Origin of the sequence: uncultured Chitinophaga sp. (genome assembly GCF_937898475.1) — a bacterium.
GTDB lineage: Bacteria > Bacteroidota > Bacteroidia > Chitinophagales > Chitinophagaceae > Chitinophaga.
The window spans coordinates 462,154-489,137 of sequence record NZ_CALEJS010000016.1; the positions used below are offsets into that span (position 1 = coordinate 462,154).

The 26,984-nt window shown below is 48.3% G+C and carries 17 protein-coding genes and 1 tRNA gene; 8 read left to right on the plus strand and 10 right to left on the minus strand.

What is annotated here, in order from left to right:
• Nucleotides 1–3: 3 nt before the first annotated feature.
• The 5 genes from Q0577_RS11735 to preA all read left to right on the plus strand — a co-directional run bounded on the left by Q0577_RS11735 (nucleotide 4) and on the right by preA (nucleotide 6,495).
• Complete coding sequence (locus tag Q0577_RS11735; protein WP_298736396.1) at nucleotides 4–1,515, plus strand: NCS1 family nucleobase:cation symporter-1; 1,512 nt, start codon at nucleotides 4–6, stop codon at nucleotides 1,513–1,515.
• Nucleotides 1,499–2,881 (plus strand): dihydropyrimidinase, encoded by a 1,383-nt coding sequence (hydA, locus tag Q0577_RS11740; protein WP_298736399.1) that lies wholly within the window; start codon nucleotides 1,499–1,501, stop codon nucleotides 2,879–2,881. Before Q0577_RS11735 ends, hydA begins: the two co-directional genes overlap by 17 nt.
• A gap of 82 nt (nucleotides 2,882–2,963) precedes the next feature.
• A complete protein-coding gene (locus Q0577_RS11745; RefSeq protein WP_298736401.1) occupies nucleotides 2,964–3,830 on the plus strand; it encodes a nitrilase-related carbon-nitrogen hydrolase in 867 nt (288 codons plus the stop codon).
• A 31-nt stretch (nucleotides 3,831–3,861) separates the two neighbouring features.
• Nucleotides 3,862–5,208, plus strand: coding sequence for an NAD(P)-dependent oxidoreductase (locus Q0577_RS11750; protein ID WP_298736404.1), 1,347 nt, complete (start codon nucleotides 3,862–3,864; stop codon nucleotides 5,206–5,208).
• 18 nt (nucleotides 5,209–5,226) lie between these two features.
• Nucleotides 5,227–6,495 carry an NAD-dependent dihydropyrimidine dehydrogenase subunit PreA gene (gene preA / locus Q0577_RS11755; protein ID WP_298736407.1) on the plus strand — a complete coding sequence of 423 codons (1,269 nt, stop codon included), beginning with the start codon at nucleotides 5,227–5,229 and terminating at the stop codon, nucleotides 6,493–6,495.
• 327 nt (nucleotides 6,496–6,822) lie between these two features.
• Here preA and Q0577_RS11760 read toward each other — a convergent pair whose 3' ends face one another.
• The 4 genes from Q0577_RS11760 to Q0577_RS11775 all read right to left on the minus strand — a co-directional run bounded on the left by Q0577_RS11760 (nucleotide 6,823) and on the right by Q0577_RS11775 (nucleotide 16,267).
• Complete coding sequence (locus Q0577_RS11760; protein WP_298736410.1) at nucleotides 6,823–8,145, minus strand: vanadium-dependent haloperoxidase; 1,323 nt, start codon at nucleotides 8,143–8,145, stop codon at nucleotides 6,823–6,825.
• A gap of 3 nt (nucleotides 8,146–8,148) precedes the next feature.
• Nucleotides 8,149–11,427 carry a VCBS repeat-containing protein gene (locus tag Q0577_RS11765; RefSeq protein WP_298736412.1) on the minus strand — a complete coding sequence of 1,093 codons (3,279 nt, stop codon included), beginning with the start codon at nucleotides 11,425–11,427 and terminating at the stop codon, nucleotides 8,149–8,151.
• A gap of 143 nt (nucleotides 11,428–11,570) precedes the next feature.
• Nucleotides 11,571–13,157 (minus strand): SusD/RagB family nutrient-binding outer membrane lipoprotein, encoded by a 1,587-nt coding sequence (locus Q0577_RS11770; protein WP_298736415.1) that lies wholly within the window; start codon nucleotides 13,155–13,157, stop codon nucleotides 11,571–11,573.
• 11 nt (nucleotides 13,158–13,168) lie between these two features.
• On the minus strand, nucleotides 13,169–16,267 hold the full coding sequence (locus tag Q0577_RS11775; protein WP_298736418.1) for a SusC/RagA family TonB-linked outer membrane protein: 3,099 nt from the start codon (nucleotides 16,265–16,267) through the stop codon (nucleotides 13,169–13,171).
• 1,116 nt (nucleotides 16,268–17,383) lie between these two features.
• On the opposite strand from Q0577_RS11775, the gene Q0577_RS11780 reads away from it, so the two are divergent.
• Entirely contained in the window at nucleotides 17,384–17,713 is a 330-nt protein-coding gene (locus tag Q0577_RS11780) for an ATP-dependent Clp protease proteolytic subunit (protein WP_298736421.1), read from the plus strand.
• A 7-nt stretch (nucleotides 17,714–17,720) separates the two neighbouring features.
• Here the strand turns inward: Q0577_RS11780 and Q0577_RS11785 are convergent, their stop codons facing one another.
• Nucleotides 17,721–18,164 (minus strand): MauE/DoxX family redox-associated membrane protein, encoded by a 444-nt coding sequence (locus Q0577_RS11785; protein ID WP_298736423.1) that lies wholly within the window; start codon nucleotides 18,162–18,164, stop codon nucleotides 17,721–17,723.
• 222 nt (nucleotides 18,165–18,386) lie between these two features.
• On the opposite strand from Q0577_RS11785, the gene Q0577_RS11790 reads away from it, so the two are divergent.
• Nucleotides 18,387–19,229, plus strand: coding sequence for an NAD(P)H-binding protein (locus tag Q0577_RS11790; protein ID WP_298736426.1), 843 nt, complete (start codon nucleotides 18,387–18,389; stop codon nucleotides 19,227–19,229).
• Nucleotides 19,230–19,345: 116 nt separating this feature from the next.
• Here the strand turns inward: Q0577_RS11790 and Q0577_RS11795 are convergent, their stop codons facing one another.
• Nucleotides 19,346–20,131, minus strand: a complete 786-nt coding sequence (locus tag Q0577_RS11795; RefSeq protein ID WP_298736428.1) for an alpha/beta hydrolase — start codon at nucleotides 20,129–20,131, stop codon at nucleotides 19,346–19,348.
• 220 nt (nucleotides 20,132–20,351) lie between these two features.
• Between Q0577_RS11795 and Q0577_RS11800 the strand changes: the two genes are divergently transcribed.
• Nucleotides 20,352–20,777 (plus strand): SRPBCC domain-containing protein, encoded by a 426-nt coding sequence (locus tag Q0577_RS11800; RefSeq protein ID WP_298736430.1) that lies wholly within the window; start codon nucleotides 20,352–20,354, stop codon nucleotides 20,775–20,777.
• Here Q0577_RS11800 and Q0577_RS11805 read toward each other — a convergent pair.
• The 4 genes from Q0577_RS11805 to Q0577_RS11820 form a co-directional block, all read right to left on the minus strand.
• Nucleotides 20,774–21,667, minus strand: a complete 894-nt coding sequence (locus Q0577_RS11805) for an archaemetzincin (protein WP_298736432.1) — start codon at nucleotides 21,665–21,667, stop codon at nucleotides 20,774–20,776. The two genes, Q0577_RS11800 and Q0577_RS11805, sit on opposite strands and share 4 nt — an antisense overlap.
• Before the next feature lie 493 nt (nucleotides 21,668–22,160).
• A tRNA-Ser gene (locus Q0577_RS11810) sits at nucleotides 22,161–22,247 on the minus strand.
• Between the two features lie 127 nt (nucleotides 22,248–22,374).
• Complete coding sequence (locus Q0577_RS11815; protein ID WP_298736434.1) at nucleotides 22,375–23,952, minus strand: RagB/SusD family nutrient uptake outer membrane protein; 1,578 nt, start codon at nucleotides 23,950–23,952, stop codon at nucleotides 22,375–22,377.
• Between the two features lie 21 nt (nucleotides 23,953–23,973).
• A complete protein-coding gene (locus Q0577_RS11820; protein WP_298736436.1) occupies nucleotides 23,974–26,898 on the minus strand; it encodes a SusC/RagA family TonB-linked outer membrane protein in 2,925 nt (974 codons plus the stop codon).
• Nucleotides 26,899–26,984 lie beyond the last annotated feature (86 nt).

Here is a 26,984-nt window from a genome sequence, read left to right on the forward strand (position 1 = left end):
CGCATGCAGGAAGTTACCACATCAAATGTCAGTGGGGATGCTTCGCTTTACAGCGAAGACCTCGCACCTGTTCCTCCATCCAAAAGAACCTGGAACACCTGGAACTATGCTGCATTATGGATCAGCATGAGCCTGTGTATCCCTACCTATATGCTGGCCAGCTCTCTCATAGAAGGCGGCATGAACTGGTGGCAGGCCATCTTCACAATTTTCCTGGGCAATACCATTGTATTGATCCCGATGGTGCTGAACGGGCATGCGGGCGCCAAATACGGCATTCCTTTCCCGGTCTTTGCCCGGGCCAGCTTCGGGGTCAAAGGCGCCAATATACCGGCTATTCTGCGCGCTATCGTTGCCTGCGGATGGTTTGGTATCCAGACCTGGATAGGGGGCTTTGCCCTGTACCAGTTATTACGTATCTGGATACCTGCCATGGAAACGCTGCCGGCGGTATTTCCCGCTTCGCTGGGACTGCAAACCGGTCCGGCTATCACCTTTGTGCTGTTCTGGTTCCTGAACATGTATGTAGTATACCTGGGCGTTGAAAGCATCCGGAAGCTGCTGGTGTTCAAAGCCATTTTTCTTCCCCTGGCGGCGCTGGCGCTTTTATTATGGGCAGTGAAAGCAGGTAATGGTTTTGGTCCCATACTGCAACAGCCCTCCCGCTTTCCATCCGGCGATGCGTTCTTTACATTCTTCTTTCCTGCGCTCACCGGTATGGTGGGTTTCTGGGCCACGCTCTCCCTGAACATACCTGATTTTACGCGTTATGCTACCAGTCAGCAGGCGCAGATAAAAGGGCAGATCATCGGCCTGCCACCCTCCATGACATTGTTTGCATTCATCGGTGTAGTGGTCACCTCTGCCACTACTATCGTGTACGGCACTACGATATGGGACCCCCTGGTGCTGGCAGGCAGGTTTGACAGTAAAATACTGGTCACGCTGGCCATGATAGCGGTAGCCATTTCCACACTGGCTACCAACATTGCGGCTAATATTGTAAGTCCGGCAAACGACTTTGCCAACCTCTGGCCTTCGCGGATCAACTTCCGCATTGGCGGTTATATCACCGGCATCATCGGGGTGCTGATCATGCCCTGGAAGCTGATCGCCGATCCTACGGGCTACATCTTTACCTGGCTGCTGGCCTACTCCAGCCTGCTGGGCCCCATCGGCGGGATCATGATCACAGATTACTATTTCATCCGTAAACAACAGTTGCGCACTGCAGATTTGTATCGTCACGAAGGCAGTTACCGTTTTACGGCCGGTTTCAATATACCGGCCATTATTGCTTTGCTGATCGGTGTACTGCCTAATGTGCCTGGCTTCCTGGTCACTATAAAAGTATTGGCGGCAGATGCAGTACCGCTGTGGATCACGCAACTGTATTACTATGCCTGGTTTGTGGGTTTCCTGGTCAGCGGCATTGCCTATATGCTGCTGATGCAGACCTATAAACCCGGTGTAGCCACTATCAAAGAAACTTCGTCTTATGTCGCTATTGATTAAAAACGGAAGAATCATTACTGCCGGCGATGATTATGTGGCAGATATCTTCATTGAAGGAGAAAAGATCTCCCTGATCGGGAAAGAGCTGTCTATCCCCACCACTGAAGTGATAGAGGCGGATGGTATGCTGGTAATGCCCGGAGGTATTGATCCGCATGTGCACCTGGACATGCCCTTTATGGGCACCTTCTCCAGCGACAATTACGAAACCGGCACCCGTGCCGCATTGCACGGCGGTACCACCATGGTGATCGATTTTGTGCTGCAAAAACAAGGGCATTCGCTCCGCGAAGCATTAACAGAATGGCAGTCGCGCGCTAACGGCAATTGCCTGGGCGACTATAGCTTTCATATGGCGGTAACAGATTTCAACGATCAGACCCGCCAGGAGATACAGACGATGGTTACGCATGAAGGCATTACGTCTTTCAAAACCTTTATGGCCTACAAAGGCGCACTGATGATAGACGACCGGCAAATGACCGGACTGATGCAGGAAGTAAAGAAACAGGGCGGGATGGTAACCGTGCACGCTACCAACGGAGATATGATCGATTACCTCATTGCCAGGCATAAAACGGAAGGAAAACTGGCGCCACTCTACCACTACCTCTCACAGCCGGAAGTAACGGAAGCAGAAGCCAGCGCACGTTTCTGTGATATGGCTGATTACACCGGCTGCCCCGGTTACATTGTGCACCTTACCTGCGAAGGCGCCCTGAATGCCGTACGCCAGGCTACCCAACGCAATCAGCACGTGTTGGTGGAAACCTGTATACAATACCTGCTGCTGGACGCTTCCTTATATGAACAGAACTTTGACGGCGCCAAATGGGTAATGAGCCCTCCGCTGCGGCAAAAGAAAGACCAGGAAACATTATGGGCAGGTATTAACCAGGGCCTGGTGAAAGTAATAGCAACTGACCACTGCCCTTTTAAATGGGAACAGAAACTGATGGGCAAAGATGATTTCTCCAAAATACCCAACGGGCATCCTGCCATAGAGCACCGCATGGAGCTGCTGTACAGCGAAGGTGTGCACAAGGGAAGGATCACGCTCAATAAGTACGTGGAAGTGACCAGCACCAATGCCGCAAAGATCTTCGGCATGTTTCCGCGCAAAGGCACCATTGCCGTGAACAGCGATGCAGATATTATTATACTCGATCCGCAGGCCAAACATACCATTACCGCCGGCGGTCATCATATGAACGTAGACTATTCTGCCTACGAAGGATGGGAACTGCAGGGCAAAATAAAAACAGTGCTGCTGCGCGGTAAAGTGGTGATCAATGACGGCAACTGCCTGGCAGAAAAAGGATACGGACAATTTATCAAACGCCACAAAGTGACGGGGAAGCTATAGGAGCATGGCCCGTAACACATGTGCTAAGATTTGATACATGTAGTATAAGAATATACCATGGACATGGACTAAAAAAAACATTATGCCCAGAATCATTAAATCAGGCCTGATCCAGATGAGCTTACCTAAAACGGAAGGTGAAGGCAGTATTGAAGAGATCAAGGAAGCGATGATCAGCAAGCATATTCCGCTGATTGAAGAAGCGGGAGCTAAAGGCGTGCAGATACTCTGTCTGCAGGAGATCTTCAGCACACCATATTTCTGTCCCGGGCAGGACCCGAAATGGTATGCTTCTGCCGAAACGGTTCCCGGCCCTACCACAGAGCGGATGGCCGCCTATGCAAAAAAATATGGTATGGTGATGATCGTGCCCGTGTATGAAAAAGAGCAGGCCGGTGTATTGTACAACACGGCGGCAGTAATAGATGCAGATGGTACTTACCTGGGCAAGTATCGCAAAAATCATATCCCGCATACTTCCGGCTTCTGGGAAAAATTCTTCTTCAAACCTGGTAACCTGGGGTATCCCGTATTCCAGACCCGGTATGCAAAAGTAGGCGTGTATATCTGTTACGACCGCCATTTCCCGGATGGGGCCAGGGTATTGGGACTAAACGGTGCGGAGATCGTATATAATCCGTCTGCTACCGTTGCGGGGCTTTCACAATACCTCTGGAAGCTGGAACAGCCCGCCCATGCCGCAGCCAACGGCTACTTTATGGGTTGCATCAACCGCGTAGGAGAAGAAAAGCCCTGGAACCTGGGCAGGTTCTATGGCTCGTCTTACTTTGTAGATCCCCGAGGACAAATATTTGCACAGGCTTCCGAGGATAAAGATGAACTGCTGATCGCTGAGTTTGATCTGGACAAGATAGAAGAGGTGCGGAACGTATGGCAGTTCTTCCGTGACCGGCGGCCTGAAACATATGGAAAACTGACAGAGTTGTAAAGGCTCCATTCTATAAACCAAATGCGATGTAATGGCAATTGTGAACAACAGGTTAACGGCTGAAGAGTATGCAGCACAGTTCAGGGACATCCATCCGCCTTTTGAGAACAGGGAAGCAGCGCTGGTGGAGGCCAACCGCTGTCTGTTCTGTTACGATGCGCCTTGCATTAAAAGCTGTCCCACCGGCATTAACGTACCAAAATTCATTAAGCAGATTGCTACGGATAATGTAAAAGGATCTGCGCACACTATTCTGAGCGCGAACATCATGGGCGCCGGCTGTTCAAAAGTGTGCCCGGTAGAGAAACTATGTGAAGGCTCCTGTGTATACAACCTGCTGCACGAGCCGCCTATCCCTATTGCCAGACTGCAGCGCTATGCTACTGAAAAAGCGCTCAGCGCACAGTGGAAACTGTTTGAGCGCAAGCCATCCACCGGTAAGCGCGTAGCGGTTATAGGCGCCGGGCCTGCAGGTTTAAGCTGCGCACATGTACTTTCCCGGGAAGGTATTGATGTTACCATCTTTGAAAAGGAAAATAAGGGCGGCGGCTTAATGACCTACGGCATTGCCGCCTACAAGGTAACGCCCGAGTTCTGTGAAGCAGAAGTCAATTACATCAGCTCCCTGGGCGGTATAGAGATCCGTTACAACCAGGAACTGGGAAAAGATATTACACTGAGTGAGCTGCAACAGCAATACGATGCCGTATTCCTGGGCATAGGCGTAGGACTGGCCAGACCACTCAACATCCCGGGAGAAGCGCTGGAAGGCGTGGTAGATGCCATCCGCTTTATTTACGATATCAGGAGCAAGGGTTATCCCGCGGTAGCGGTAGGCGATAAGGTAGCCGTAATAGGCCTGGGCATGACCGCCATCGATGCTGCCACGCAGGCCAAACGGCTGGGCGCCAGTGAAGTGACAATTGTATACCGGAGAACGCAGGACGAAATGCCCTGTACAGCAGCAGAGCTGGACATTGCCAAACTGGATGGCTGCCAGCTGCGCTTTCTGTCTGCACCGCAGGCTATACAAGGCGATAACGGCAAAGTATCCCGCCTGCTATGTCGCGTAATGCAGCTGGGCGAAGCGGATGCCAGCGGCCGCCGCTCACCGGTGGAAACGGAAGAGACCTTCACTTTGGAAGTGGATATGGTGATCAAGGCTACCGGGCAAACACCTTTTGAAATGCTGGTGCAGAAAGAGCAGCTGCAGCACCGCCAGGGAAAGATCAGCATCAATGAGCGCTGCGCCACCAGCCTGCACGGGGTATTTGCAGGCGGCGATTGCGTAAACGGAGGAAAAGAAGTAGTAGACGCCGTACAGGCAGGAAAAGATGGCGCACAGGCAATACTCGCCTATCTCAGCGCCAGCAGCTAACCGTTAAAAGCTATTCATATGGCCGACATTTCAGCAAACTTTCTTGGCATTAAATCGCCCAACCCCTTCTGGTTGGCCAGCGCACCGCCAACGGATAAAAAGATCAATGTGCTGCGTGCCTTTGAAGCCGGCTGGGGCGGCGTAGTATGGAAAACGCTGGGCACGCAGGTGAAGAATGTTTCTTCCCGCTACTCGGCCATTGATTATAACAATACCCGGGTAATGGGTTTCAATAACATTGAGCTGATCAGCGACCGGCCCCTGGAACTGAACCTCCGGGAGATCAGCGAATGTGTGCGCCTGTTCCCGGACCGGGCCATGGTGGTTTCACTCATGGCAGATAATGATCGTGACAACTGGCATGAAATGATCGCTAAAGTGGAGGATACCGGTGCACATGGTATTGAGCTTAATTTTGGCTGCCCGCACGGCATGAACGAAAGAGGCATGGGATCTGCCGTAGGGCAGGACCCCGAGATAGCCCGCATGGTAGTGGAATGGGTAATGGAAAAGGCCACCATCCCCGTTATTACCAAGCTAACGCCCAACGTACATTCTGTGGTGCCCACCGGAAAAGCCGTGGTACAGGCAGGTACCAATGCCTTATCCCTGATCAACACCATACAGTCTGTAACCGGTATAGACCTGGACACCCTGGTACCCAACCCCAATGTGGCAGGTCAGTCTGCCTTTGGCGGCTATTGCGGCCCGGCGGTAAAGCCCATTGCGCTGAAGATGCTGACTACCATCAGCCAGGATCCTGTTACTTCCCGCGTGCCGGTATCGGGTATTGGCGGTATCAGTACCTGGAAAGACGCCGCCGAGTTCATGTTGCTGGGCGCTACCACCGTGCAGGTGTGCACCGCCGCCATGAAACATGGCTTCCGTATTATAGAAGACCTTTGCGAAGGACTGAATAACTGGATGGATGAAAAGGGTTTTGCCACTATCTATGACTTCATCGGCAGATCGGTACACACCATCACCAAATGGGAAGAACTGGACATTAACTATCACATCATCGCCCGCATTAACCAGGATAAATGCATTCATTGCGGGCTGTGTTATATTGCCTGTGAAGACGGCTCACACCAGGCCATTAACCTGGCGTATGGCAAACCATATAACACCTACACCGTGAAGAATGCGGAATGTGTGGGATGCAATCTCTGCAAACTGGTTTGCCCGGTAGACGACTGCATCAGCATGGAGGAGCACCGGAAAGGAGCAGCTTATCTTAACTGGCAGGAATACCAGAAAAGAGGATTACCACTGAACGATCATTAGTTATATTTTTTTGCCACAAACCCATTGTATTTTACCATATTCAAAAAAGTGTCAGGGGGACGCTTGATTGTTCTGAAAACTTTGATTAGGTTTGATTGGTTGTGCTAAATCGTTTTATAACAGGCACCGGGAGCAAAGATCGTAAACCAGAGAGACTAATTCCACCATCATCATTGGAAGGCAACTAATCCGCAGTTACCAACGTATAATATTGTATCCTGTTTCAGATGAACAGGCCGACGATACATCAACCGTTTTTTGATAGAACAGTGAATGAGAACGGGGCGGGCCTTCAGGCCGGCCCCCTTTTTTAACTGTGCATCATACTCAGGGGATCAGTGGTTGCAGGCCTGCTTTTTTTAACTTCTCTACTATCCTGTCGCCTATCTTTTTCCCCTGATCCTGGCCATTTTCAATAGCATCGCGGTAGTGAATGCCACCGTACAAACGCGAGATCGCTGCTTCATTGGCGGCCTGCATAAAGGAACTGAAGCTCCTCGCGGGTATCTCAAACATCACTTCTGAATCGTCCGTAAAGGCAAAATGATCTCCCAGCAAATAGGTTAATACCCTCGCGGCAGCGGTAGACATCACACTGTGCCCGCTGGTATACTCCGGGAATGGAGGCGTTTGCAACAGCGGTTTCCATTTGATGTCTATATAACGGTTTATAAAAGTTTCAGGTCTGATACGGTTGCTTCTGTATTTCTCATCCCAGCAGCTGATAAAAGCATCTGTTTCTGCCATGGCGGTCAATGTATGCACCAATACAGAGCGGTCAAAATCCAGTCCGGCTTTCTCTGCGGCAATGCCTGCAATATTCATCCAGTGGCCGCCGGGTGTGATCTTTTTGAAGCCAATAGCCATGTGGCCGGCAGTAGATACCGCAAAAGGGTTGCAATCCCAGAAGGAAGCAATGTTCAGCTCTTCCTGGCTTGGATGCAGTGATACCGCATACACTTCCTTACTCAATGCATAGAATTCGCTGGTAGTATCCCTGCTGAAAGGTACCGGTGGCAATGGTGTAAATTCATCACAGGTATCGATGATCATCGGCCGGATGATCTTCCAGTGCGGCTCTACTGCTTCCATATAAGCCGGCGGCGTAGGATACCAGTACGCTTCTCCCTTTACAGGCGTATAACGCAGCCGTGTACTCAGCCGGCCGTAGTTATCTGATTTAGACCAGTTCACCACCTGTAACGCCACTGCTTTCGCCACTGCTACCGCGCTATCGATCACGGCAGTTTTCACCTTCTCTTTTTTCAATGTCTTCAGCAGTTTCTCCTGGTGTTCTTCCAGCATGAAACCTGAGGGCAGCATCAGCCTGCCTGTTTCCAGTATGCAATACAGCGCAGCAATCCGGTAATTATAGGAACCAGGTTTTGCATTGATAACAACATGGGGAGACGATTTCATAAAACTACTTCCCCGCGCTATGCCGCGGTTGTTGATAGCTACGATCTCATAAGCGCCTGCCAGGGAATAAGCATAGAAGCGGCTGGCAGCCGGCGGGTTCACCACGTCATGCAGCATTACCATAGTGAGGGCAAAAACGGCAGGTTGTACATGGTCTCTGAAATCAGCAGCCGGCTGTTGTGCATAGCCCACCTGGCATAATAAAAACAATCCTAAGAACCATTTCCGCATAGCTTACTGAACTTTATATAAAAAAATACCGGCGTTGTTTACGCCTATCATAATATGTTTTTCATTTTTAATTGTGAGCTCACCTGCTGATTTAACATCGCCTGCAAGGGAGAAGCCTGATGCTGCGGGTGGCACATAAGTGAAATTTCCGCTGCCATCGCCCTTCAGCAGGCAGCCGTAGCTGGCGTCTATACTGCCCAGCTTTAAACGGTTATCGCTGTGATTACCCAGTAACAGCAGGTCTGTTTTACCATCGTGATCAAAATCGTCTGCGATGGTTTTTGTGATGACAGAAAACTGTGCTTCTAAAGGCAGCGGGGAGGCACTGAACTTTCCGTCGCGGTTCACAAAGCAGAATGAACGAAGATCTGTAATGCTCATCCTGGCAGCTTTAGCCAGCTCGTCCGGCGGGAAGATGTCTTTCATGGTCGCATCTGCATAGTGACGGTAAGAGCTGAATTTCCGGCGCATGGGGTAGATCTGGTCATTGAGCTCATCCCGGCTCACAAAGGGATAGCTAACCCCTTGTATGTAGCAGTTAAAGAAAGGATCAACAGATCCGTTGCCGTCAAAATCTGCATAATACAATTCTGCCGGTTCTTTTTCCGATACATGGAACGGAGTGTTCAGTCCAAGGTTACCGGCAATAATATCATCCTGACCATCTCCGTTCACATCTGCCAGCGTCAGGCTGAACCAGCATCCTTTGGGCATCTGCTCAAAATACTCGCTGGTTTTATCGGAAAAGCCATCGGGCTTGTTCAGGTACAAAGTAACAGGCATGAACTCACCACAGAGCAGCAGGTCTTTTCTACCGTCTTTATCGATATCCGCCCACTGTGCATCAGTGACCATTCCTTTTACAGGAAGCGGACTGGCGGAAAACTCGCCTTTACCGTTATTAATCAGCAGCCAGGAGGGTGGCGTTACGGGATATTTACCCGGTATTACCCTTCCTCCTACGAAGAGATCAATATCGCCGTCGTTGTCCACGTCGCAGGGGCGTACGCAGGATTTACTGCAGGCGCTCAGGTCTGGCAACGCCTGTGGCGATAAAACCAGGTTGCCTTTGCCATCGTTGATATACAGGGCATCCTGCAGGCTGGACGTATTGGGCTCGAACAATGCGTAACCGCCGCGGGCGATATAAAGGTCTGCAAAGCCGTCGCCATTGGCGTCAAAGAAAGCGGCATCGGCGGTAGTTGGACCGTCTGGCTGGTCGAGCACCGTATTATTGTTGATGGCAAAAGCGCCGCTGGGTTGTTGTACGAATATCCTGCCGGGTTTGGAATAGTCGCTGCCGATATACAGGTCTTCCAATCCGTCATTGTTCACATCACCTTTGGTAAATACCGGTCCTGTTTTGGAATACATGAACAGCATGAGCGGCTGTCTTTTAAAATCATTGATACCAGCTTCTTCATGTTTATAACCGATGATGCCTTTTTTCTGGCTGAGCAGGGTGCTTTTGGGCAATGGTGAGGACGGAGTAAACGCGCCGCCTGCATAATCTACGCTCAGCTGCTGGTTGGCCGCTACATTGCTTAACAGCTGGGTGGTATTATCTGGCCAGATGATGCGCACAGAGTCTGCCTGCCTGGCTGTACCGAGGCCAAAATGCAGGTTGGTAGGAAGGGAAGAAAGGTATCCCCTGCCGGGGTTGAGTTCCTGGTATTGCAATCCGCCATTGGCGTATACATATACTTTAGCGCCGATGGCGAAGGTGTTACCGGGTTTACCTTTCAGCTTCAGAGAAAGGTAGCTGGTGTTATCCTTTTCGCGGGCGGTGTTCTTGTAGATAGCAGCTGGTTCGTTGATCCTGTTGATGACAAGGTCCAGGTCTCCGTCGTTGTCAAGATCTGCATATACGGCGGCGCTGGATATGCCGGCTTTATCCAGGCCCCACTCCTTTTGTTTATTGGAGAAAGTAAGATTGTGCTCATTACGGAACACGTAATCTACCAGGCTCGTAGAGGGCATAGCCGTTACCAGTTCCATCAGCAGTACAGGTTCACGGTCTACCGCCTTCTTCACTTTATAGTCGCCCCAGTATTTCAGAAAGTCTTTGTTCGTATAATCTCTCAGGTAACCGTTGGTAACGAAGAGGTCTTTATAGCCGTCATTATCCAGGTCGGCAAAAAGGGGACACCAGCTCCAGTCTGTACAGGATACGCCTGCCAGCTGTCCTATTTCACTGAAGGTACCGTCACCGTTATTCAGCTGGAGCATATTGCGCATGTACTGCTGGTAGAGGTTCTGTGAACGCATCAGTTCAAAGGACTCATAGTTTTCCTGCAGCTGCAGCAGCTTCTGCCGGCGGTTGTCTTCCGGCATCATGTCAAGCGTCATTACATCCGGCAGGCCATCGTTATTGTAATCTGCAATGTCTACTCCCATGGAAAACTGCGAGAGGTGACGGAAGCAGTGTTGTATATCCTCTTTGAAAGTGCCGTCGTGGTTATTGATGTACAAATAATCTGATTCGTTATAATCGTTGGTTACATAAATATCCTGCCAGCCGTCCTGGTTGATGTCTGCTATGGCCAGGCCCAGGCCAAAGGTGAGTGGGTTTTGTATGATACCTGCGCGGGCGCTTACATCTGTAAAATGGTTGTCATTATTTTCATACAATTTGTTACCGGCCAGTGAATCTGTTTCGTTGCGGTACCTGGCCAGCTCCATGTTATCAATTTTCTTCACGTTGTGATTGAGCAGGAACATGTCCAGATCTCCATCGTTGTCGTAATCAAAGAATACGGCCTGGGTGCTGTATCCGGGGTCATCCAGCCCGTATTCTTTTGCTTTCTCTACGAAGGTCAGGTTACCCTGGTTAATGAACAACTGGTTACGGCGCAGCTCAGTGGTGGTTTTGCCGGAATAGCATATATAAATATCCAGCAGGCCATCGCCATTCACATCGGCCATGGTGACACCTGTTTTCCAGCTTTCCGGTCTTCCTTCCAGCTCCTTACAGGCTTCTCTGGTAATCTCTTTAAATTGCAGCTTGCCCTGGTTTAGGTACAGTTTATTGGGCCCCATGTTGGCGGTAAAGAAAATATCATCCAGCCCGTCGTTATTCAGGTCTCCGGCTGCAACACCGCCGCCGTTATATAAGTATTCGTATGCCAGTACATTCAGGTGTTCTGTTTCATTGATGGTATTGGTAAACCTGATACCGGTTGCCCTGGCAGACTGTAACTGGAAAAGTGGTTGCTGAGCCTTTAGGTAAGATGGCAGCAGGTGTAATATGAATAGTCCAAATACGATAGTGGAATGCCTCATTGGGTAACATTATTTTCAGCCCTCACAATAAAAAATGCAGGATGATGCATGGAAAAATGCAGCAGTTAGTGCAACGGAGGTGACCATAAACATCCGCGCACTAACTTCCTGCTATTGTTTCACATGCATCATCCTACATTTGACTATTTATCCCACCACATCCGGGAGGTAAAGTTGTCGGTACCACCCAGTCTGCTGACAGCATCCTGGTAGCCGGACGGGTTATTAGCCCCTTCTGTGGAATGGTATGGTATTCTCCTGGGTATGGTACCGCCGGAGAAATTGCCAACGTATACAACCGGTGTAAGTTGTGGGTAGCCTGATCTTCTCCAGTTGCACCAGGTTTCAATGAAATTGAACAGTGTACCTGTAGTAGCCCAGTATTGCTCATTAATCTGTTTCAAAGATGCTTCAGTTGAGCTTTGATCCAGGGGATGAGCGTTTACATAAGAAGATATCTGCGTGGGAGTAAAGGTGCCGATTTCAGCATTGAATGTGGCCATTGATTGCAGGGCGCCTGTTAAACCGTTAGCATAGTGAGCGGCAGCAGTTCCGCCTACATTCCATCCTCTTACAGCAGCTTCTGCCAGCAGTAACTCGGTTTCTGCGTAGGTAAGTACAAATTCAACACCACTCCTGTTTGTATAGAGTGCGGTAGTAGGCCTGGAATAATTGCCCAGCGGAGCAAAGTCGTTGGCAGGTCCTGTTCCCCCCGGGTAGCCAGGTGCCCTGGAGATATCTGTAGCACCACCTCTCTGATCATAGCCGTTCGGCATACCTAATTGCCTGCTGGAATCTCTGTCGCCTGCTTTGGACGCATCTTCATTTGCTTTCAGACCAGCCTGCGGTATTTCGCCGATGATCGTCAGGCGCGGATCATTATTCCTTCTCATGTAGTCAATCAATACCTTGCTCCATTTAACATCACGATAGTCGTCTGTTACCAGCAGTGCGGCACTGGTGCCATTGCCAAAATTGGCAGAATTATCCGTCATCACCCTGGCATTATCTGCCACGCCTGCGAAAGTACCGCCTGCCGCAGCTTTTTCGGCATAGGTTCTCGCAGTAGCGGCATCTGCTTTTGTAAGGCGCATGGCAGTTCTGAGCATCAGTGAATAGCCAAGCTTTTTCCATTGGGCGATATTCCCTTTATAGAAAAGATCGGCAGTAAGCGCATCTTTGGAAGGATCCAATGCGGCGGTAACTGTTTCCAGTTCTGCCAGCATAGATTTATAGATGCTTTCCTGTGTATCATATACTGGCGACACAACACCTTCTCTTGCTTTAAAAGCCTCAGAGTAAGGAACGTCTCCATAGCAGTCAGTAACGTGCTGCATGATCAGTATTCTCATGATCACACTCGCGTTATACAGGTTGTCCAGGCCTTTGTCTTTAGCCAGCCGTCCTATTTCGGTAGCAATGCTGGCAGCCTGGTAATCTTCCTCCCATATCCTGTTCTGGTAAGAGATGAGGTTGGCAGAACCTACATACTTATCGCCGTTGCTGTAGTAGTTGAAGGTAGATGCAAATACCTGTGTCCACATGCTTTGGAACAGCAACTGGCTGTAGCCGGTATTGGCATAATTATACTGCGTCCTTGAGAGCATATAATTTGGTTCCATCTGCTCGCTGGGAATAGCGGTAGGATTTGTATTCAGCTCATTAAAATCCTTCGTGCAACTACCCAGCAATGCTGATACCATACCTATATATAGAAATGCTTTTTTCATTTTCATGGTCATTATCTTTTGAATTTCACGTTAACGTTAACTCCATAGGTCCTTGCACTGGGCAGGCTGGTACCCTCAATGCCCGCATAGTTGATCAGCGGTGAGAAACCGGCTTCAGGATCTATGTTGTCTGTCTTTTTCATGATGGTCCAAAGGTTCCTGGCCACCAGCGATATACCGATAGACTGGAAAGGAGTGCTATGCAGTATTTTATCGCCGATAGTGTAACCGAGCGTTACCTGGCGCAGCTTGATAAAGTCTCCATCCAGTACGTTGATAGCGGAAACATTCTGTGCCAGTGCCTGGTAGTAGGTTTGTGCCGCTACGGCAGTTGAGTTATTAGAACCATCGGCTTTCACGCCGCTGAGTGTAACACCGCCTTCACGGCCATCCAGTGTCATTTTGTGCAAACCACGGTACACTGCATAATAGTTGGAAGCAGATAACAGCTTATGACCAAACTTACCATCTACCAGGAAAGACAGGTTGAAGTTCTTATAAGTAAAATCGTTATTGATACCACCAAACCATTTGGGCAGTACGCTGCCTGATGGTGTTAACTCGCCGCGCTGCGGCAGACCGTCATCACTTACCAGGATATTGCCGTTGGCATCGCGCAGGTAATCATAAGCCATCACCTGCGGGCCGGGCATTCCTTTCACAAGGGCTGTATTCGCATTCAGCGGACGATATGTACCCAGTGTGAAGGTAGTGTTAGTGCTATTGGAACCGTAGATATCAAGTATCTTATTCTTAACATTGGTGGCGTTTACAGACACATTCCAGCTGAAGTTGTTGGTAGTTACAGGAGTACCAGTTACGGCCATTTCTATACCCTTGTTCTGGGTAGAGCCCGTGCCGATAAACTGCCGGTTCCAGCCGGTGGTCCAGCTAAGATCACCTCTTAGTATTTCGTTTGTCGTTTTGCGGTGAAAATAGGCCACATCCACACCTAACCTGTTCTCGAAAAACTTCAGTTCGGCGCCTACTTCTGTTTCCCTTAATGTAAAGGGTTTCAGGTTGAGGTTCGGCAGGTCGCCATTGAAACTTGCCACGATAGTGTTGTTAATTGTACCATCTACGGTATAAACCTGCTGGGTAATATAATAGTCTGTCGGCTCACCGCTTGCATTGGCCCATGAAGCCCTCAGCTTACCATAGGTAAGATTGGGAATGTTAACGAGCTCAGAGAAAATAAAGCTGGCTGAAACAGAAGGTACAAAGAGGTTCCTGTTGGCTTCAGGTAGTGTAGAGTAAGTATCATACCTGCCGGTAGTACCGATTGTCAGGAAATTCTTATAGGCAAGATCCACTGAATAGTAGGCAGATTGGCTCTCTTTATGGTAAAGCTGGTTATCGCGGTTAAACTGCTTTACGTTATTATAAGAATACAGGTAGGGAATGATAAAGTTGGTACCACCGATAGCTACGATCTCGTTATTTGTTTTCCTCAGGTTTGCACCCAATGCAACATCAATATTGATATCCTGGGTAATGTCTCTTTTCACACCTATCAATGCGTCTGCGTTCATCTCTGTTATCTGTTGCGTTCTCAGGTTCATGCTACCACTTACCGTCACATCGTCCTGCACACCATATTGGTAGGCTGTGCCCCAGGGAGTAACCTGGAACTGGCGGTCATTGATCATATCATAACCTACACGACCCTGGGCATACAACCAGTTGGTAAGGTCATAACGTGCAGTAATAGCGGAGATCAGGCGTTTACGGTCAAAGTTATTCCTGTACTGATTGATCACGAACCAGGGGTTGGTCACATAAATATCGTCTGTAAACGTCACTTCCCTGCCGTTGTTACCTGCGTCATAGCCGGGAGCCAGTATGTTCTCGTCGATATTGTTGGCGAGAAATAATCCGTTGTTCGGATTCATGGGACCATCACTTAATTGCGGGCGGTTCTCAGAGTGTTCGTCTATATAGTTTGCCATTACGCTCACTTTCAACTTGCTGAACACTTTCTGATCCACGTTCAGGTTGATGGTTTTACGGGTCACGCCGCTGTTACGCACAATGGCCTCATTATGCAGGTTAGAAAGAGAAAGACGGAAAGATGTCAGATCATTACCGCCGGAAACTGCCACGGTATTGGTAAAGGTAGAACCGGTGCGATAGAAATTGCTGATATTATCCTTAAAAGGAGAATACGCGTAGGTTTTACCATCAAACTGTGTGAACTGTGAACCATCCAGCCTGGAACCCCAGCTCAAACGGGAGCTGTTCAATGCATCGTTCTGGGTAGCAGGTTTTGAGCCCAGCTGGCCCTGGCCATATTCATACTGATAATCGGTAAAATTAATCGCTTTATCCAATGCATAGTTCATGTTGTATTCCACCTGCAATGTTCCCTTTTTACCACCTTTCGTGGTGATCAGGATAACGCCGTTAGTAGCACGACTGCCATACAGTGCCGCTGCTGAGGCACCTTTCAGTACAGTCATGTTTTCTATATCATCAGGGTTGATGTTGGCAATACCATCGCCGTTGTCGGAACCGCCCCATTCACCTGCACTACCTCTCTGGGTGTTATCAATGGGCACACCATTAATTACGAAAAGCGGGCTGCTGGCACCAAAGCTGGCCATACCCCTCAGCAGGATACGTGCGGAAGAAGCCGGACCGCCGCTGGTGCTGCTTACGCTCAAACCAGCCACACGGCCTGTAAGCGAGTAAGCCACGTTGGTTTCCCTGGCTTGTGTCATTACGCTGCCATCTACTTTCGTAATGGCATAACCTACTTTCTTGGATTCCTTGGAGATACCAAGCGCTGTTACAACCAGCTCACCCAGCTGGGTGGAAGATTCGTCCATCACAAGATCGATGTTGGACTCGTTAGGTCCTACATCCATTGTTTTAGTTCCATAACCCACCAGGGAAACCTGCAGTGTAAGCGGACCGGAAGGCGCTTTTAAAGTAAAAGCACCATCAGCGCCGGTTACCGTTGCAAGGTTTTTCCCCTTCACCTGCACGGTAACAGCAGGAAGGGGCGCACCGGATTTTGCATCCTTTATGGAGCCGGTAAGCTGCCTGGTTTGAGCAAATGCCACTGAGCTAAGCAGCAGCGTAAAGATCATCAGACGTAGTTGTCTCATTATTCAGTGGATTTAGTTTTTTGGTTAGAATTAGGCATAGTGCTGTCATCATGCCATTTAAGAAGGCATGCAATTCATGGTCCTGCATGGCGGACCTGTAGTTAAGCGTTGTAATTTTTAATCATCATTCCTGTTACATCTGGTTCCGGTTTTAATTTAGAGATAATAATAGCCCTATGCCTTGCAAAAAGGCATTCAGCTGTGGCCATACATGTTGCCTGGGTAGCGATTATGTATTGCAACCGATCATTGTTCCTGTATACATTAATTCCCGATTTTGGTTAGAGATAATCAACTTAATGCCTCTTACAGGTAAGGCATGTAATCATTTTCCTATTAAAAATATGCACTAGAAAAAGATGGTAGTTTCTCATTGTTCGTCCCTGTCAATCCGGCAATTTTTCTAGTAGAATAACAAGCCCTGAATTCTTTCTCTTCCTATGGTTTTGGTTGATTTTACGCTAATTAGTAAACAAATAACAAGTATGATATGTTCAACTTCAGTATGAGTATTTGATGGAATTTCCCCCGGTTAAAGGAACTATTTTCTTGCTGTTCCACTTTCACCTCTTGTTCACTTAAACGATTTAGTACGTGGGGTCTAAATCTACCACATAATTAATGCTAATTTTCTGTTAAAACAAGTATTATTTTTTACTCAGCGCATTAGTATTATAAATATCAGCCATAAAAGGGACACTGCAAGTCCCATTTTAATTGTATTTGTGACACAGTGTATGCCGCCTCCACTTTTCGTCACATATTCCAGCAGGTCCGGAATTCTTTTTCTACATTAAAGGTGATAGTATAAAAACTGAACTGACATGCAGGAAAAAGAAGCAATATGGCTCACGGCGATCTACCGGGAAAACCTTTCCCCATGTAGCCAGAGAGATACGGCTGCTTGGAGGAGATCATGATACGGCAAAAAACCTTTTTCACGACGCGCTGATCATCTACCCCGAAAAACGTGACAATCATACCCTGGACATCCAGGTATCGTAAAAGCCTACCTGGTAGGTATTACCCGGATACTTTTGGATGCAGCAATTCCAAACAGGACTGTCGCCATCAATCCCTGGACACACTTGGCAGCCATGCAGATATACCGGCAGCATGGGCACCGCATTGCTCAGCGCGGATACCGCCGGTCAACGCTACGCTTTACCCAATGCCACCATACATATGCATCCTACCAGCGGCGGTGCCAAAGGCTATACGGAAGATGTGAGCATCGCCTACCACGAGCAGGAAAGACTGCAAAATCATTTGTTTGACCTGATGGGCAAACATTCCGGCCATACCCGCGAGGAGATCGAAAGCAGCTTCAGGAGAGACAAGTTCATGAACGCTGCAGAAGCCAGGGACTATGGCCTCGTAGATGAAGTACTGGGCAGGACTGAGGAGCTGGAAACACTCGCCATGCTAAACAACCATAAAACGTGAGTGCAGGCTAAACTGCAGAAGGGTTCAAAGGGGTTTTCTGCCGGGGCTCAGGCACGTGAAGCAGGATCCCTGCCAACGCCAGCAAAACAAACACGATATTGAATACCAGGTGCTGGTTCCAGGTCATGTTCTGCAGCACACCCCCGCAGGAGCAGGGAACATAATCACTAAACCTGAGGATGGCCACAATGTAGGCAGTGAACATCGTCATCAGGCTGAAGGCAGCATACAAACCTGCCAGGCACCATTTGGGTACCGTAAGCATGACCACTACCAGTAACTCCACTACGGGGATCAGCCAGGCTACCCATCCTGCAAAGGCGGTTAACAGCGGAGATTTTCCCAGCTCAGTGCTGAAGTTGTCATAGTCCACCAGTTTATTTACGCTGGCATAAATGAATAGGATGATAAACAGGTAAGTAATAATATCCACTACGGTTTTCTTTTTCATAAGAGAGAGATTTTGGTCAGTACAGGGTAGCCGTATATAAATATACCAATGAATAAACATGATAATGTTAATCCACCGTTAATATCCGAACAATATCATGCGCCCATCCTGTTACTCAGGTTAAAAAGGTACATCGAAGAATACTCTGCTCTGATTCAGCATGTCGGTTTTGTTCTATTTTGATGAGGTGAGCGGCCATAATTTTGGTTTAAAATCAACATTATGACAAACACCAATGTAAGCACAGCAAAGACAATTCTTGTAACAGCAGCAACCGGCAAAACCGGCAGCCGTATCTTCAGCAAGCTGAATGAAATGGGATGGCCCGTACGCAGCGGCTCACGCAACGCCAGACCTGGTTTTGACTGGATGGATCAACATACCTGGGGCCCGGCATTGCAGCACATTCATACTGTTTATGTATGCTTTCACCCTGACCTGGCCATTCCCGGCGCTGCAGATATTATCCGTTCCTTTACGGAGACCGCTGTGAGCCAGGGCGTAAAAAAGCTGGTACTGCTTTCGGGCCGTGGCGAAACAGCGGCACAACACTGTGAACAGATAATAATGGAAGCAGGGATCGACTGGACCATTGTGCGCGCCAGCTGGTTTGCACAGAATTTCAGCGAAGGTTACCTGGTTGAGCCAATACTGGCAGGCCATGTGGCACTACCCGCCGGTGATGTGGGCGAACCCTTCATTGATGTGGACGATATTGCTGATGTAGCAGTAGCCGCATTGACTGATGATAAGCACAACGGCCAGGTATATGAAGTAACAGGTCCGCGTCTGCTGACATTCAGAGATGCCATCAGCGAGATTGCCGAAGCTACCGGCAGACCCATTCAATACCAGCAGATGAGCGCTAAAGAATATAGTGAAGCAATTGAAGGATTGATGCCCAAAGAGTTTGTTGATTTTCTGGGCTACCTGTTTACAGAAGTACTGGACGGAAGAAATGCAAAGCTGGCAGATGGCGTGCAAAAAGCACTCGGCAGAACGCCGGCAGACTTCTCAGCATATGTAAGAAAAACTGCGGCTACCGGCGTATGGAACCCGCAGTGAAGAGATCTTGCAGATCTGCTGCATATTGATATAATATCATAAACCACATCGCAAAAGCAATAGCTCCTAGGCAAATTGCTTTTGCGACACACTGTTAAATGAATATCATCACGATGCTATCCTTTCAAAAATTCTTCGATCAATGTTACCGTTAACAGAGGAAGCTTACTTTGTGGGTTTGGAGAACATATCTCGCCCAGACATTCCCCATGTACTCCGGGCAGAATAGCCAGTCTTGCTTCCTGTAAGGTATGGGACAGTTCCATTGCATGCTCCGGCCGCACCACATCCTTATCACCATTGATGATCAGCACCGGCGCCTTAACAGACCTTACAGCTGCTTCGCTGATGTCTTTAAAGCCTTTCATCCTCGCTACATCACGGTCAAACATCGCCTGCAAACCTTTGGGATCCGGGTTAGCCTTTAAATAAGCCTCCTGCAGGGGTTGCGGCATTTGCGCCAGGCTTACATGGTCAAACCCGTCGAAGAAGCCGGCTATCATACCATCCCGCTTGTATGTAGCAGCTATCAGTACCATCTTATTTACCAACTGCGGGTGACGGATAGCGATCTGCAAGCAGGTTGTTCCTCCGTTACTAAAACCAACAAAGTCTGCTTTTTCAATCTTCAGCTGTTGCAGTAAGGCCGCTACATCGTCGGCATCCTGTTCAAAGCTCAGGGGAAGATCTCTGTCAGGGGTATGTCCGTGCGCCTGCAGCTCAACGGCGATGACCTGGTGTGAGCGGGCAAATTCCGGAAGCGTTCGCCCATAAGTAGATTCAATTGTAGAACCCCCTCCATGCAGCAATATCAGCGGGTTGCCACTGCCGTGGATCTCGTAATATAATTTTAAACCATTCACGCTGGCATACTGGCCCGGCTGTTTGTGCTGTGCATTCATTTGCAGATGTATTATTGTCAGTAAAGATATTATGATGAAGAAGATGCGTTGCATACTGTCATTTAAAGATAGACAAACTTACAACGTAGCCATTACTATAAAGAGGGGCAATTACGACAACGAGCAGGGGGAATTTTGCCAGGCAACCTGGCGTAAAATCAACCCTCATTTGTCGCTTTTACCCCTCCGCTGCACAGCCATGTGCCCGTACTTTTGAACTATGGAAAATCAAGCATCATTCATTACCGTAGAAACGCTCGTAAATGCACCTATGGACCTGGTCTGGTCCTGCTGGACAGATCCAGCGCATATTAAACAGTGGAACAGTCCGTCTGCTGACTGGCATACGCCTTATGCTGTCAATGACGTAAGAACCGGCGGTAAGTTCCTTTTTGTAATGGAGGCTAAAGATGGCAGCGGCGGCTTTGATTTTGAAGGTTCCTATGACGAGGTATCCTTTCATGAAAGGATCAGCTATACCACAACAGACGGCAGAAAGGCCACTAACCTTTTTACCGCCACTCCGGCTGGTACCCGGATCACCGAAACCTTTGAACCTAATCAGCACGATCCGGCAGCCATGCAGCGGGATTTTGTGGCGGGTGTATTAACCACTTTCAAAAACTATGTAGAGAGCCTGGTTTAAAGGTCAAGTGCATTACCGTCTGATTCGAGCACACCCAGATCCCGCTGCAAATCGTGCGCTCTGCAAAAATCCGTAAGCTGTTGCAACCGCCGTTTGCTATCATACCTGAAATTCCAGCATAACTTCTTCTGGCATTCAGTGCATAAACGGTTGGGCGACTGATCTGTTTCATACAGGTTATTGCTGCCATTCATGACGCACTTCGCAGTTATGCAATGGTTAAATCCCAACATATGCCCGATCTCATGAGAACAGACATTCATCATCCTGCTCAGACATAGTTTAAAGTTTGCGGTATCCAGCTGCTTGTTCTGTAACCTGTACATGGAGCTCACGCCAACCCTTTTAACATAGGAGGCGATCCCGAAGACATAATTCCAGCTTTCCTTGGGATACAGATCTTTTGCACTGATACCCATCAATACGATGCCATCATCAGGGGTTTTGTTCAACAGCAGACTATCCAATACATATGGCGCCAGCAATTGCATATTATCATCCGTTTTCTGCCGGGTGGCTGATGCTGGAACTGCTTTATCAGACATCGCCTTCAGCACCACCGTCTTCTGCTGAAAGAAGATCTCCAGGTAATTGCGTGTGAGCTGTATTGCCTTTTCCTGCAGCGGCGTAAAATCGCCAACAGGCAGTAAATAAATTACCGATCTCTCAGCGGTTGGTCTTACCGGCTTCGCCTTTATGTACTGTTCAAAAGTCTGTCCTTTCTCCTTGTGAGTAAAAAGCCATTCTCCTTCCCGGGGTGGGCCAAGTGGAACGTCGTTCTCACTGATCACATCAAAGTAACCTGATTGTGCTTGTAATACAGGGTCTTTTTCTTTCTTCCCGGTACAGGATAGCAGGAAGGCTGCGACGATAAAAATGAAGATTCTCATAAGGACTTTTTGTTCAGTCATTCAGGAACGTCAATATATGGTTTTTAATTTCCTTTCTTTGCATGTCAATAGCATGATCGTCCATTTCGTTGTGTGTTGTGTTTGCTAACTTTATTATTTTTGTTCCAAACATTTTTATCTCCTTATCCGACGGCAAAACCGGCTTGCTGTCATAGAATTTTACAAGCATTGAGCTACTTGTCAGAAGGCCTGCTATAAAAATGTAAAGTATGTTACGCATATATTTTTCTAAAAACCAAAATGCCCACAGGCCTTTACCTGTGAGCATTCAATTAATTCATTTCTTATCAACTTCTTCGCAGCTTTTCTTTCTCCTTTCCAGTAAACCCTGTAATATTCTTTACGCAGATGTTTACCCCGATCTGCCGATACGGTAAGATGCCCTTTCCTTTTGTAAGCCATAATACTGAATTTAAATTTTAAGGGAGAGGAAACAAAAAAGGGCAGACTTGCGTCCACCCTTTAAAGCTTGCGGAGGAGAAGGGATTCGAACCCTTGATACCCTTTCGAGTATACACACTTTCCAGGCGTGCCAGTTCAACCACTCCTGCACTCCTCCGGTTGAACTTTTAAATTCAGGGATGCAAAAATAAGGCTTTTAACCGCATTTCCAAAAGAATTTAATCGGGTCGCATATATTAAAAAAAAATGCCCCGGCATATTGCCGGGGCCTGATAAACAATCGCTTAGGGATTCTGCTCCAGGTTACCGTTCTTATTGATCTCCTCCTGGGGAATGAAGAAAAGCTTGCGCCCCTCTCCATTGGGGCGGTGCTGGAACCACTTTTTAACCGTAAACACCCCAAAACGGATCAGGTCCTGCCGGCGGTGAGCCTCTGCCGCAAACTCCCAACCCAGCTCATCCAGCAGGCGGCCATACTGAACATCGGCTCCACCCTGGACTTCCGTCACCTGCCCATTGTTCCAATATCCGTAATTATATACGCTTCCCTCCAGCAGATCGGCGCCGGTAACGGTTGCTTTGGCCGGAGTAGCGGTAAAAGCACGCTGCCGTACCTTTGTTACCTCTATGGCCGCCTCGGCAGCTTTGCCGGTACGCAGCAAACATTCTGCCTTCATCATCAGTACTTCTGCATAACGGAAAATGGGGAAGTCATTACTTAGCGATCCCTTGGCTCCCTGGCGGATCTCGTATTTCCCTACGCGGAAGCCTTCGTTGGACTTACTCTTCTCAATGCTCTCCACATATTTGATATAGTCAATCACTTCCACTCCGCCCGGTGTTAGCTGCGGGCCCTGCAGCCAGGTGTCTTTCAAACGCGTGTCATCCGGATCATAGGTATCTATGAACTGCGGCACGGCACAGTTACCGCCCCAGGGCTGTGCTTCCATTCTGAACACCTGTTGACTCAGGGGATCCAGTGTTTTCATATGAATGATAAATCCAGGTGCATTGATCTCATCATAAGGAACTGTAAAGATCAGTTCCCGCGAATTTTCATTATTGGTCTTGAAGTTATCCCGGTACACCGGTTCCAGCATATAGGCGCCAGACTGTATCACATCATTACATTGCTGCAGGCATTGTTCCCAGGCTGTTGCGCCGCTATATTCCTGCGCATTGAGATACATTCTTGCCAGCAGGGTTTTGGCCGCCCATTTGTTAAAGCGGGCATACATGGCCGTTCCGGCGGTTTCTCTTAATGAAGGTATGTTATCGCTCAATTCCTTTACAATAAAATCATACACCTCCTTACGCTTGCTTTGCTTAGGCACAGCAAGATCTTTATAGTCTGTTACCAGTGGGATGTTGCCAAAATTGTCGCAAAGCAGGTAATAATAAAATGCCCGTAATGCATGCAGTTCCGCCAGTAAAGATCCTTTGGCGTCGCCTACCGGTAATGTGCCGGAGTCTATCAGCCATATGGCTCTGTTGGTATTAACAACACCCGTATATACCCTGCTCCATAATGAGGCAGGCTGCTCCTGCAACGAGGTCCAGGTATGCCGGTGCATGCGTTGATAGGTACCACCATCATACCATCCGTTAGGCCTGGCAGGTGTAATAATAGCGTCTGCACTTTCTTCCTGCAGATCAAAATATCCCATCCAGTCTGCCATTACAGGGCGTAAAGGGCTATAGGCCTGGGCGATGATCGCCGAGGTATCAGACTCTTTATATACGATGGTTTCTTCCACTATCTCCGAAAAGGTTTCCGGGTCCAGCTTGGTACAGGCACTGGAAAAAAACGCCAGGATAACCGTTGCCGTTATATATGTGTATATGCTAGTTCTGTTCTTCATGACTGCTTTTTTAATGAGGTGTTAAAAGGTAAGATGAACGCCCACGGTAAAAGTGCGGGTAGTAGGATATTTATCCCGCTCATCATCGCCGGGAGCCAGGCCGCTACGGTTCACTTCCGGATCTATTCCTTTATAACCGGTAATAGTGGCCAGGTTCAGTGCAGCTACGTACAGTCTTGCCTGCTGGATGTATTTAATGCGTTTTACATTGAAGTTATAACCAAGTGTAACGTTATCTATCTTCCAGTAATCGCCGTTTTCAATATAGTAGCTCACATAGGCCAGATCATCATTCAGCCTGGTTTTCCCATATACATTATCAAAAGCGGTTTTCAGCATATTGTACTGCGTTACTTTAGGGTTCTCGTAGAACAGGCGCTGGAAATTCAGTACCTGGAAACCAAATGCACCGCGCATGGTAACATTCAGATCAAAGTTTTTGTAACGAACGGAGTTGTTCCATCCCAGGTAATGCTTGGGCAGACCGTTGCCTAACACTTTTTTGTCATCCGGGCTCTTATCTGCACTGGCTACGGGCTTTCCATCTTTTCCTTCAATGATCCAGCGGCCGTTATCATCAATGCCAATGGATTTATACCCGTAGAAATTGCCGATCGGCTGACCTACCTGCACCCTGTGCGTAGCTTCCTGTATAGGCTCTCCGGTATAACCTGCGTCAAAGAAATCATTGGTAGCGGCAAAGGTGTTGCTCGAAAGGGATACCAGCACATTTTTGTTGGTAGAATAGTTAAAGCCTGAATTCCACTGCAGCTGCTTTGTGCTCACAGGTACAACGTTCAGCAGTACTTCTATACCCTGGTTCCTGATCTGCGCGGCATTCGCTACTATCTGTGGCAGCGGGTAAGGTGGCACCGGTACCTGGTAATCAAAGAGTGCATCCTTGGTAAGACGACGATAGGCATCTATGTTACCGGATATCCTGCCAGACAGTAAGGAGAAATCCAGGCCTATATTAAACTCCTCTTTCTTTTCCCAGCGTAACTCCGCATTAGGATTGCGTACCGCATCCAGGCCCTGCACCCACACACCGTTCACCAGGAAGCGGTTGTTATAGTTAAAGCTCTGTAAAGACGCATAGCGGTCATCAGGTATGGTGCCGGTAATACCAAAACCGGCGCGCAGTTTCAGATCATCCAGCCAGGTAAGGCCTTCCATAAAGCTTTCACGGCTTACACGCCATCCCAGCGATACTGCAGGGAAAGTACCCCATTTATAATTACGGCCAAACTTTGTAGACCCTTCATGACGAACACTTGCCAGTACCAGGTACTTATCATCCCAGTTATAACTAAGCCTTCCGAAAAAGCCGATCAGCTTCCACTTATCTTTAAAACTGCCCATCACTGCATCTCCGCGCTTTAAAGCATTACCCGCTTCCATGTTGTTATACGAGTATTGGTCTGTAGGAAAATCCCAGTTCCGCATATAAAAATCCTCACGGGTATTATCCTGGTAACTATATCCGCCTAATACATTGAAACGATGCTTTTGCAGGCTATGGGTGTATTCTGTAGTAAATTCAAGCAGGTTATCCCGCATATCGGAAGTGCCCCTGGATGCATATCCATTACGGTTGTTCTTGACGGTGGATACATGTTTTTTCGTCTCTGCATATCCTCTTATCTCTGTCCATTTGTTATTGGATAGCAGCAGCTTGAACTTCAGGTCTTTCAATGGTTCCAGCGTAATGCTGCCGTTCAGCCTTGTTTCTCTTTCTTCATTCTGTCCGTAAGATTCATTCAGGTAAGCTACAGGGTTATCATAAAAATAGATATTGCGTTCCAGCCAGTCTCCCCTGTAATTCTTTACACTGTCAGTAGGGTTACGTATTAAAGCTTGCCTGTACACGTAGTTGTTAAAGCTGTTACCGTTGGCAAATCCGCCATCACCAATGTCAACGCCAGACCAGTAAGTACGGCTGCGGGTGATTACATTCAGGTTGGCTTTCAGCATACCGTCTAACATGGTATGATTCACATCTGCGCGGCCGGTCACCTGCTTGTTGTCTGAATGCAGAAACAAACCCTGCCAGTTACGGTAGTTCAGAGAAGCGGTCACATGTGTGCTGGAGCTCCCTCCCTGGAAAGTCAGGTTGTGTGTATGACTTACCGGATTGCGGGTGATCTCTTTTATCCAATCAGTAGAGGCGCCATAATCTGTAAAAGCAATGCCCTCCCCGATAAGGCGGCGGTAATCATCCCCCGTCAGGAACTCGGGACGACGTGCAATGGTTTGTACGCTTGCGTAGGCATCATACTGCAGTGTTGGGCGCATGTCTCCACGCAGCTTTTTAGTGGTGATCAAAATTACGCCATTGGTGCCACGTGTACCGTAAATAGCGGCTGCAGAACCATCTTTCAATACATCGATCGATTCAATGTCTTCAGGCGCAACGGTATTCAGTGTGCCGGGAATGCCATCTATCAATACCAGGGGAGCAGTACCTGCTTTTAATGTAGTAATACCGCGTAACGAGATCTGTGTATTGGCAGTAGGATTACCGCTGGGTGTGGAAACAGTGAGGCCTGCCACTTTCCCCTGTATCAGCTGTGCCGCGTCGCGTACGGCTCCTTTCACAAAGTTTTCCGACTTTACACTGGCAATGGCGCTTGTTACATCTCCTTTGCGTTGGGTGCCATAACCCACCACTACAACTTCGTTCAGGCCTACCTCGGCAGACTCCATTTGTATGTCAATAACCGTTCTGCCATTTACCGGCACTTCCAGTGTTTTCATGCCGGTAAATTTGAACACTAAAATTTTATCTGCAGGAACAGTTAACTTATACTGACCGGCCACATCTGTTACAGTACCGTTGGCTGCGCCGGCTACTGATATACTAACGCCTGGCAGCGGAAGGCCCTCCCTGGCATCTGTTACCTTACCAGACACTGAGATGCCTTGCCCCAGCAGGGATGCCGACACAAATAACCACGGTATAATAAATAGCGCGGCTCTAACGTAGAATGAACGCATATCCATATTATTTAGAGTGAAATAATGTACGTAAC

What these genes read in the sequence shown, in the direction of transcription:
- Q0577_RS11735 (WP_298736396.1), top strand. Translation starts at nt 4, where the DNA reads ATGCAGGAAGTTACCACATCAAATGTCAGTGGGGATGCTTCGCTTTAC.
- hydA (WP_298736399.1), top strand. Translation starts at nt 1,499, where the DNA reads ATGTCGCTATTGATTAAAAACGGAAGAATCATTACTGCCGGCGATGAT.
- Q0577_RS11745 (WP_298736401.1), top strand. Translation starts at nt 2,964, where the DNA reads ATGCCCAGAATCATTAAATCAGGCCTGATCCAGATGAGCTTACCTAAA.
- Q0577_RS11750 (WP_298736404.1), top strand. Translation starts at nt 3,862, where the DNA reads ATGGCAATTGTGAACAACAGGTTAACGGCTGAAGAGTATGCAGCACAG.
- preA (WP_298736407.1), top strand. Translation starts at nt 5,227, where the DNA reads ATGGCCGACATTTCAGCAAACTTTCTTGGCATTAAATCGCCCAACCCC.
- Q0577_RS11760 (WP_298736410.1), bottom strand. Translation starts at nt 8,145, where the DNA reads ATGCGGAAATGGTTCTTAGGATTGTTTTTATTATGCCAGGTGGGCTAT.
- Q0577_RS11765 (WP_298736412.1), bottom strand. Translation starts at nt 11,427, where the DNA reads ATGAGGCATTCCACTATCGTATTTGGACTATTCATATTACACCTGCTG.
- Q0577_RS11770 (WP_298736415.1), bottom strand. Translation starts at nt 13,157, where the DNA reads ATGAAAAAAGCATTTCTATATATAGGTATGGTATCAGCATTGCTGGGT.
- Q0577_RS11775 (WP_298736418.1), bottom strand. Translation starts at nt 16,267, where the DNA reads ATGAGACAACTACGTCTGATGATCTTTACGCTGCTGCTTAGCTCAGTG.
- Q0577_RS11780 (WP_298736421.1), top strand. Translation starts at nt 17,384, where the DNA reads ATGGGCACCGCATTGCTCAGCGCGGATACCGCCGGTCAACGCTACGCT.
- Q0577_RS11785 (WP_298736423.1), bottom strand. Translation starts at nt 18,164, where the DNA reads ATGAAAAAGAAAACCGTAGTGGATATTATTACTTACCTGTTTATCATC.
- Q0577_RS11790 (WP_298736426.1), top strand. Translation starts at nt 18,387, where the DNA reads ATGACAAACACCAATGTAAGCACAGCAAAGACAATTCTTGTAACAGCA.
- Q0577_RS11795 (WP_298736428.1), bottom strand. Translation starts at nt 20,131, where the DNA reads ATGAATGCACAGCACAAACAGCCGGGCCAGTATGCCAGCGTGAATGGT.
- Q0577_RS11800 (WP_298736430.1), top strand. Translation starts at nt 20,352, where the DNA reads ATGGAAAATCAAGCATCATTCATTACCGTAGAAACGCTCGTAAATGCA.
- Q0577_RS11805 (WP_298736432.1), bottom strand. Translation starts at nt 21,667, where the DNA reads ATGAGAATCTTCATTTTTATCGTCGCAGCCTTCCTGCTATCCTGTACC.
- Q0577_RS11815 (WP_298736434.1), bottom strand. Translation starts at nt 23,952, where the DNA reads ATGAAGAACAGAACTAGCATATACACATATATAACGGCAACGGTTATC.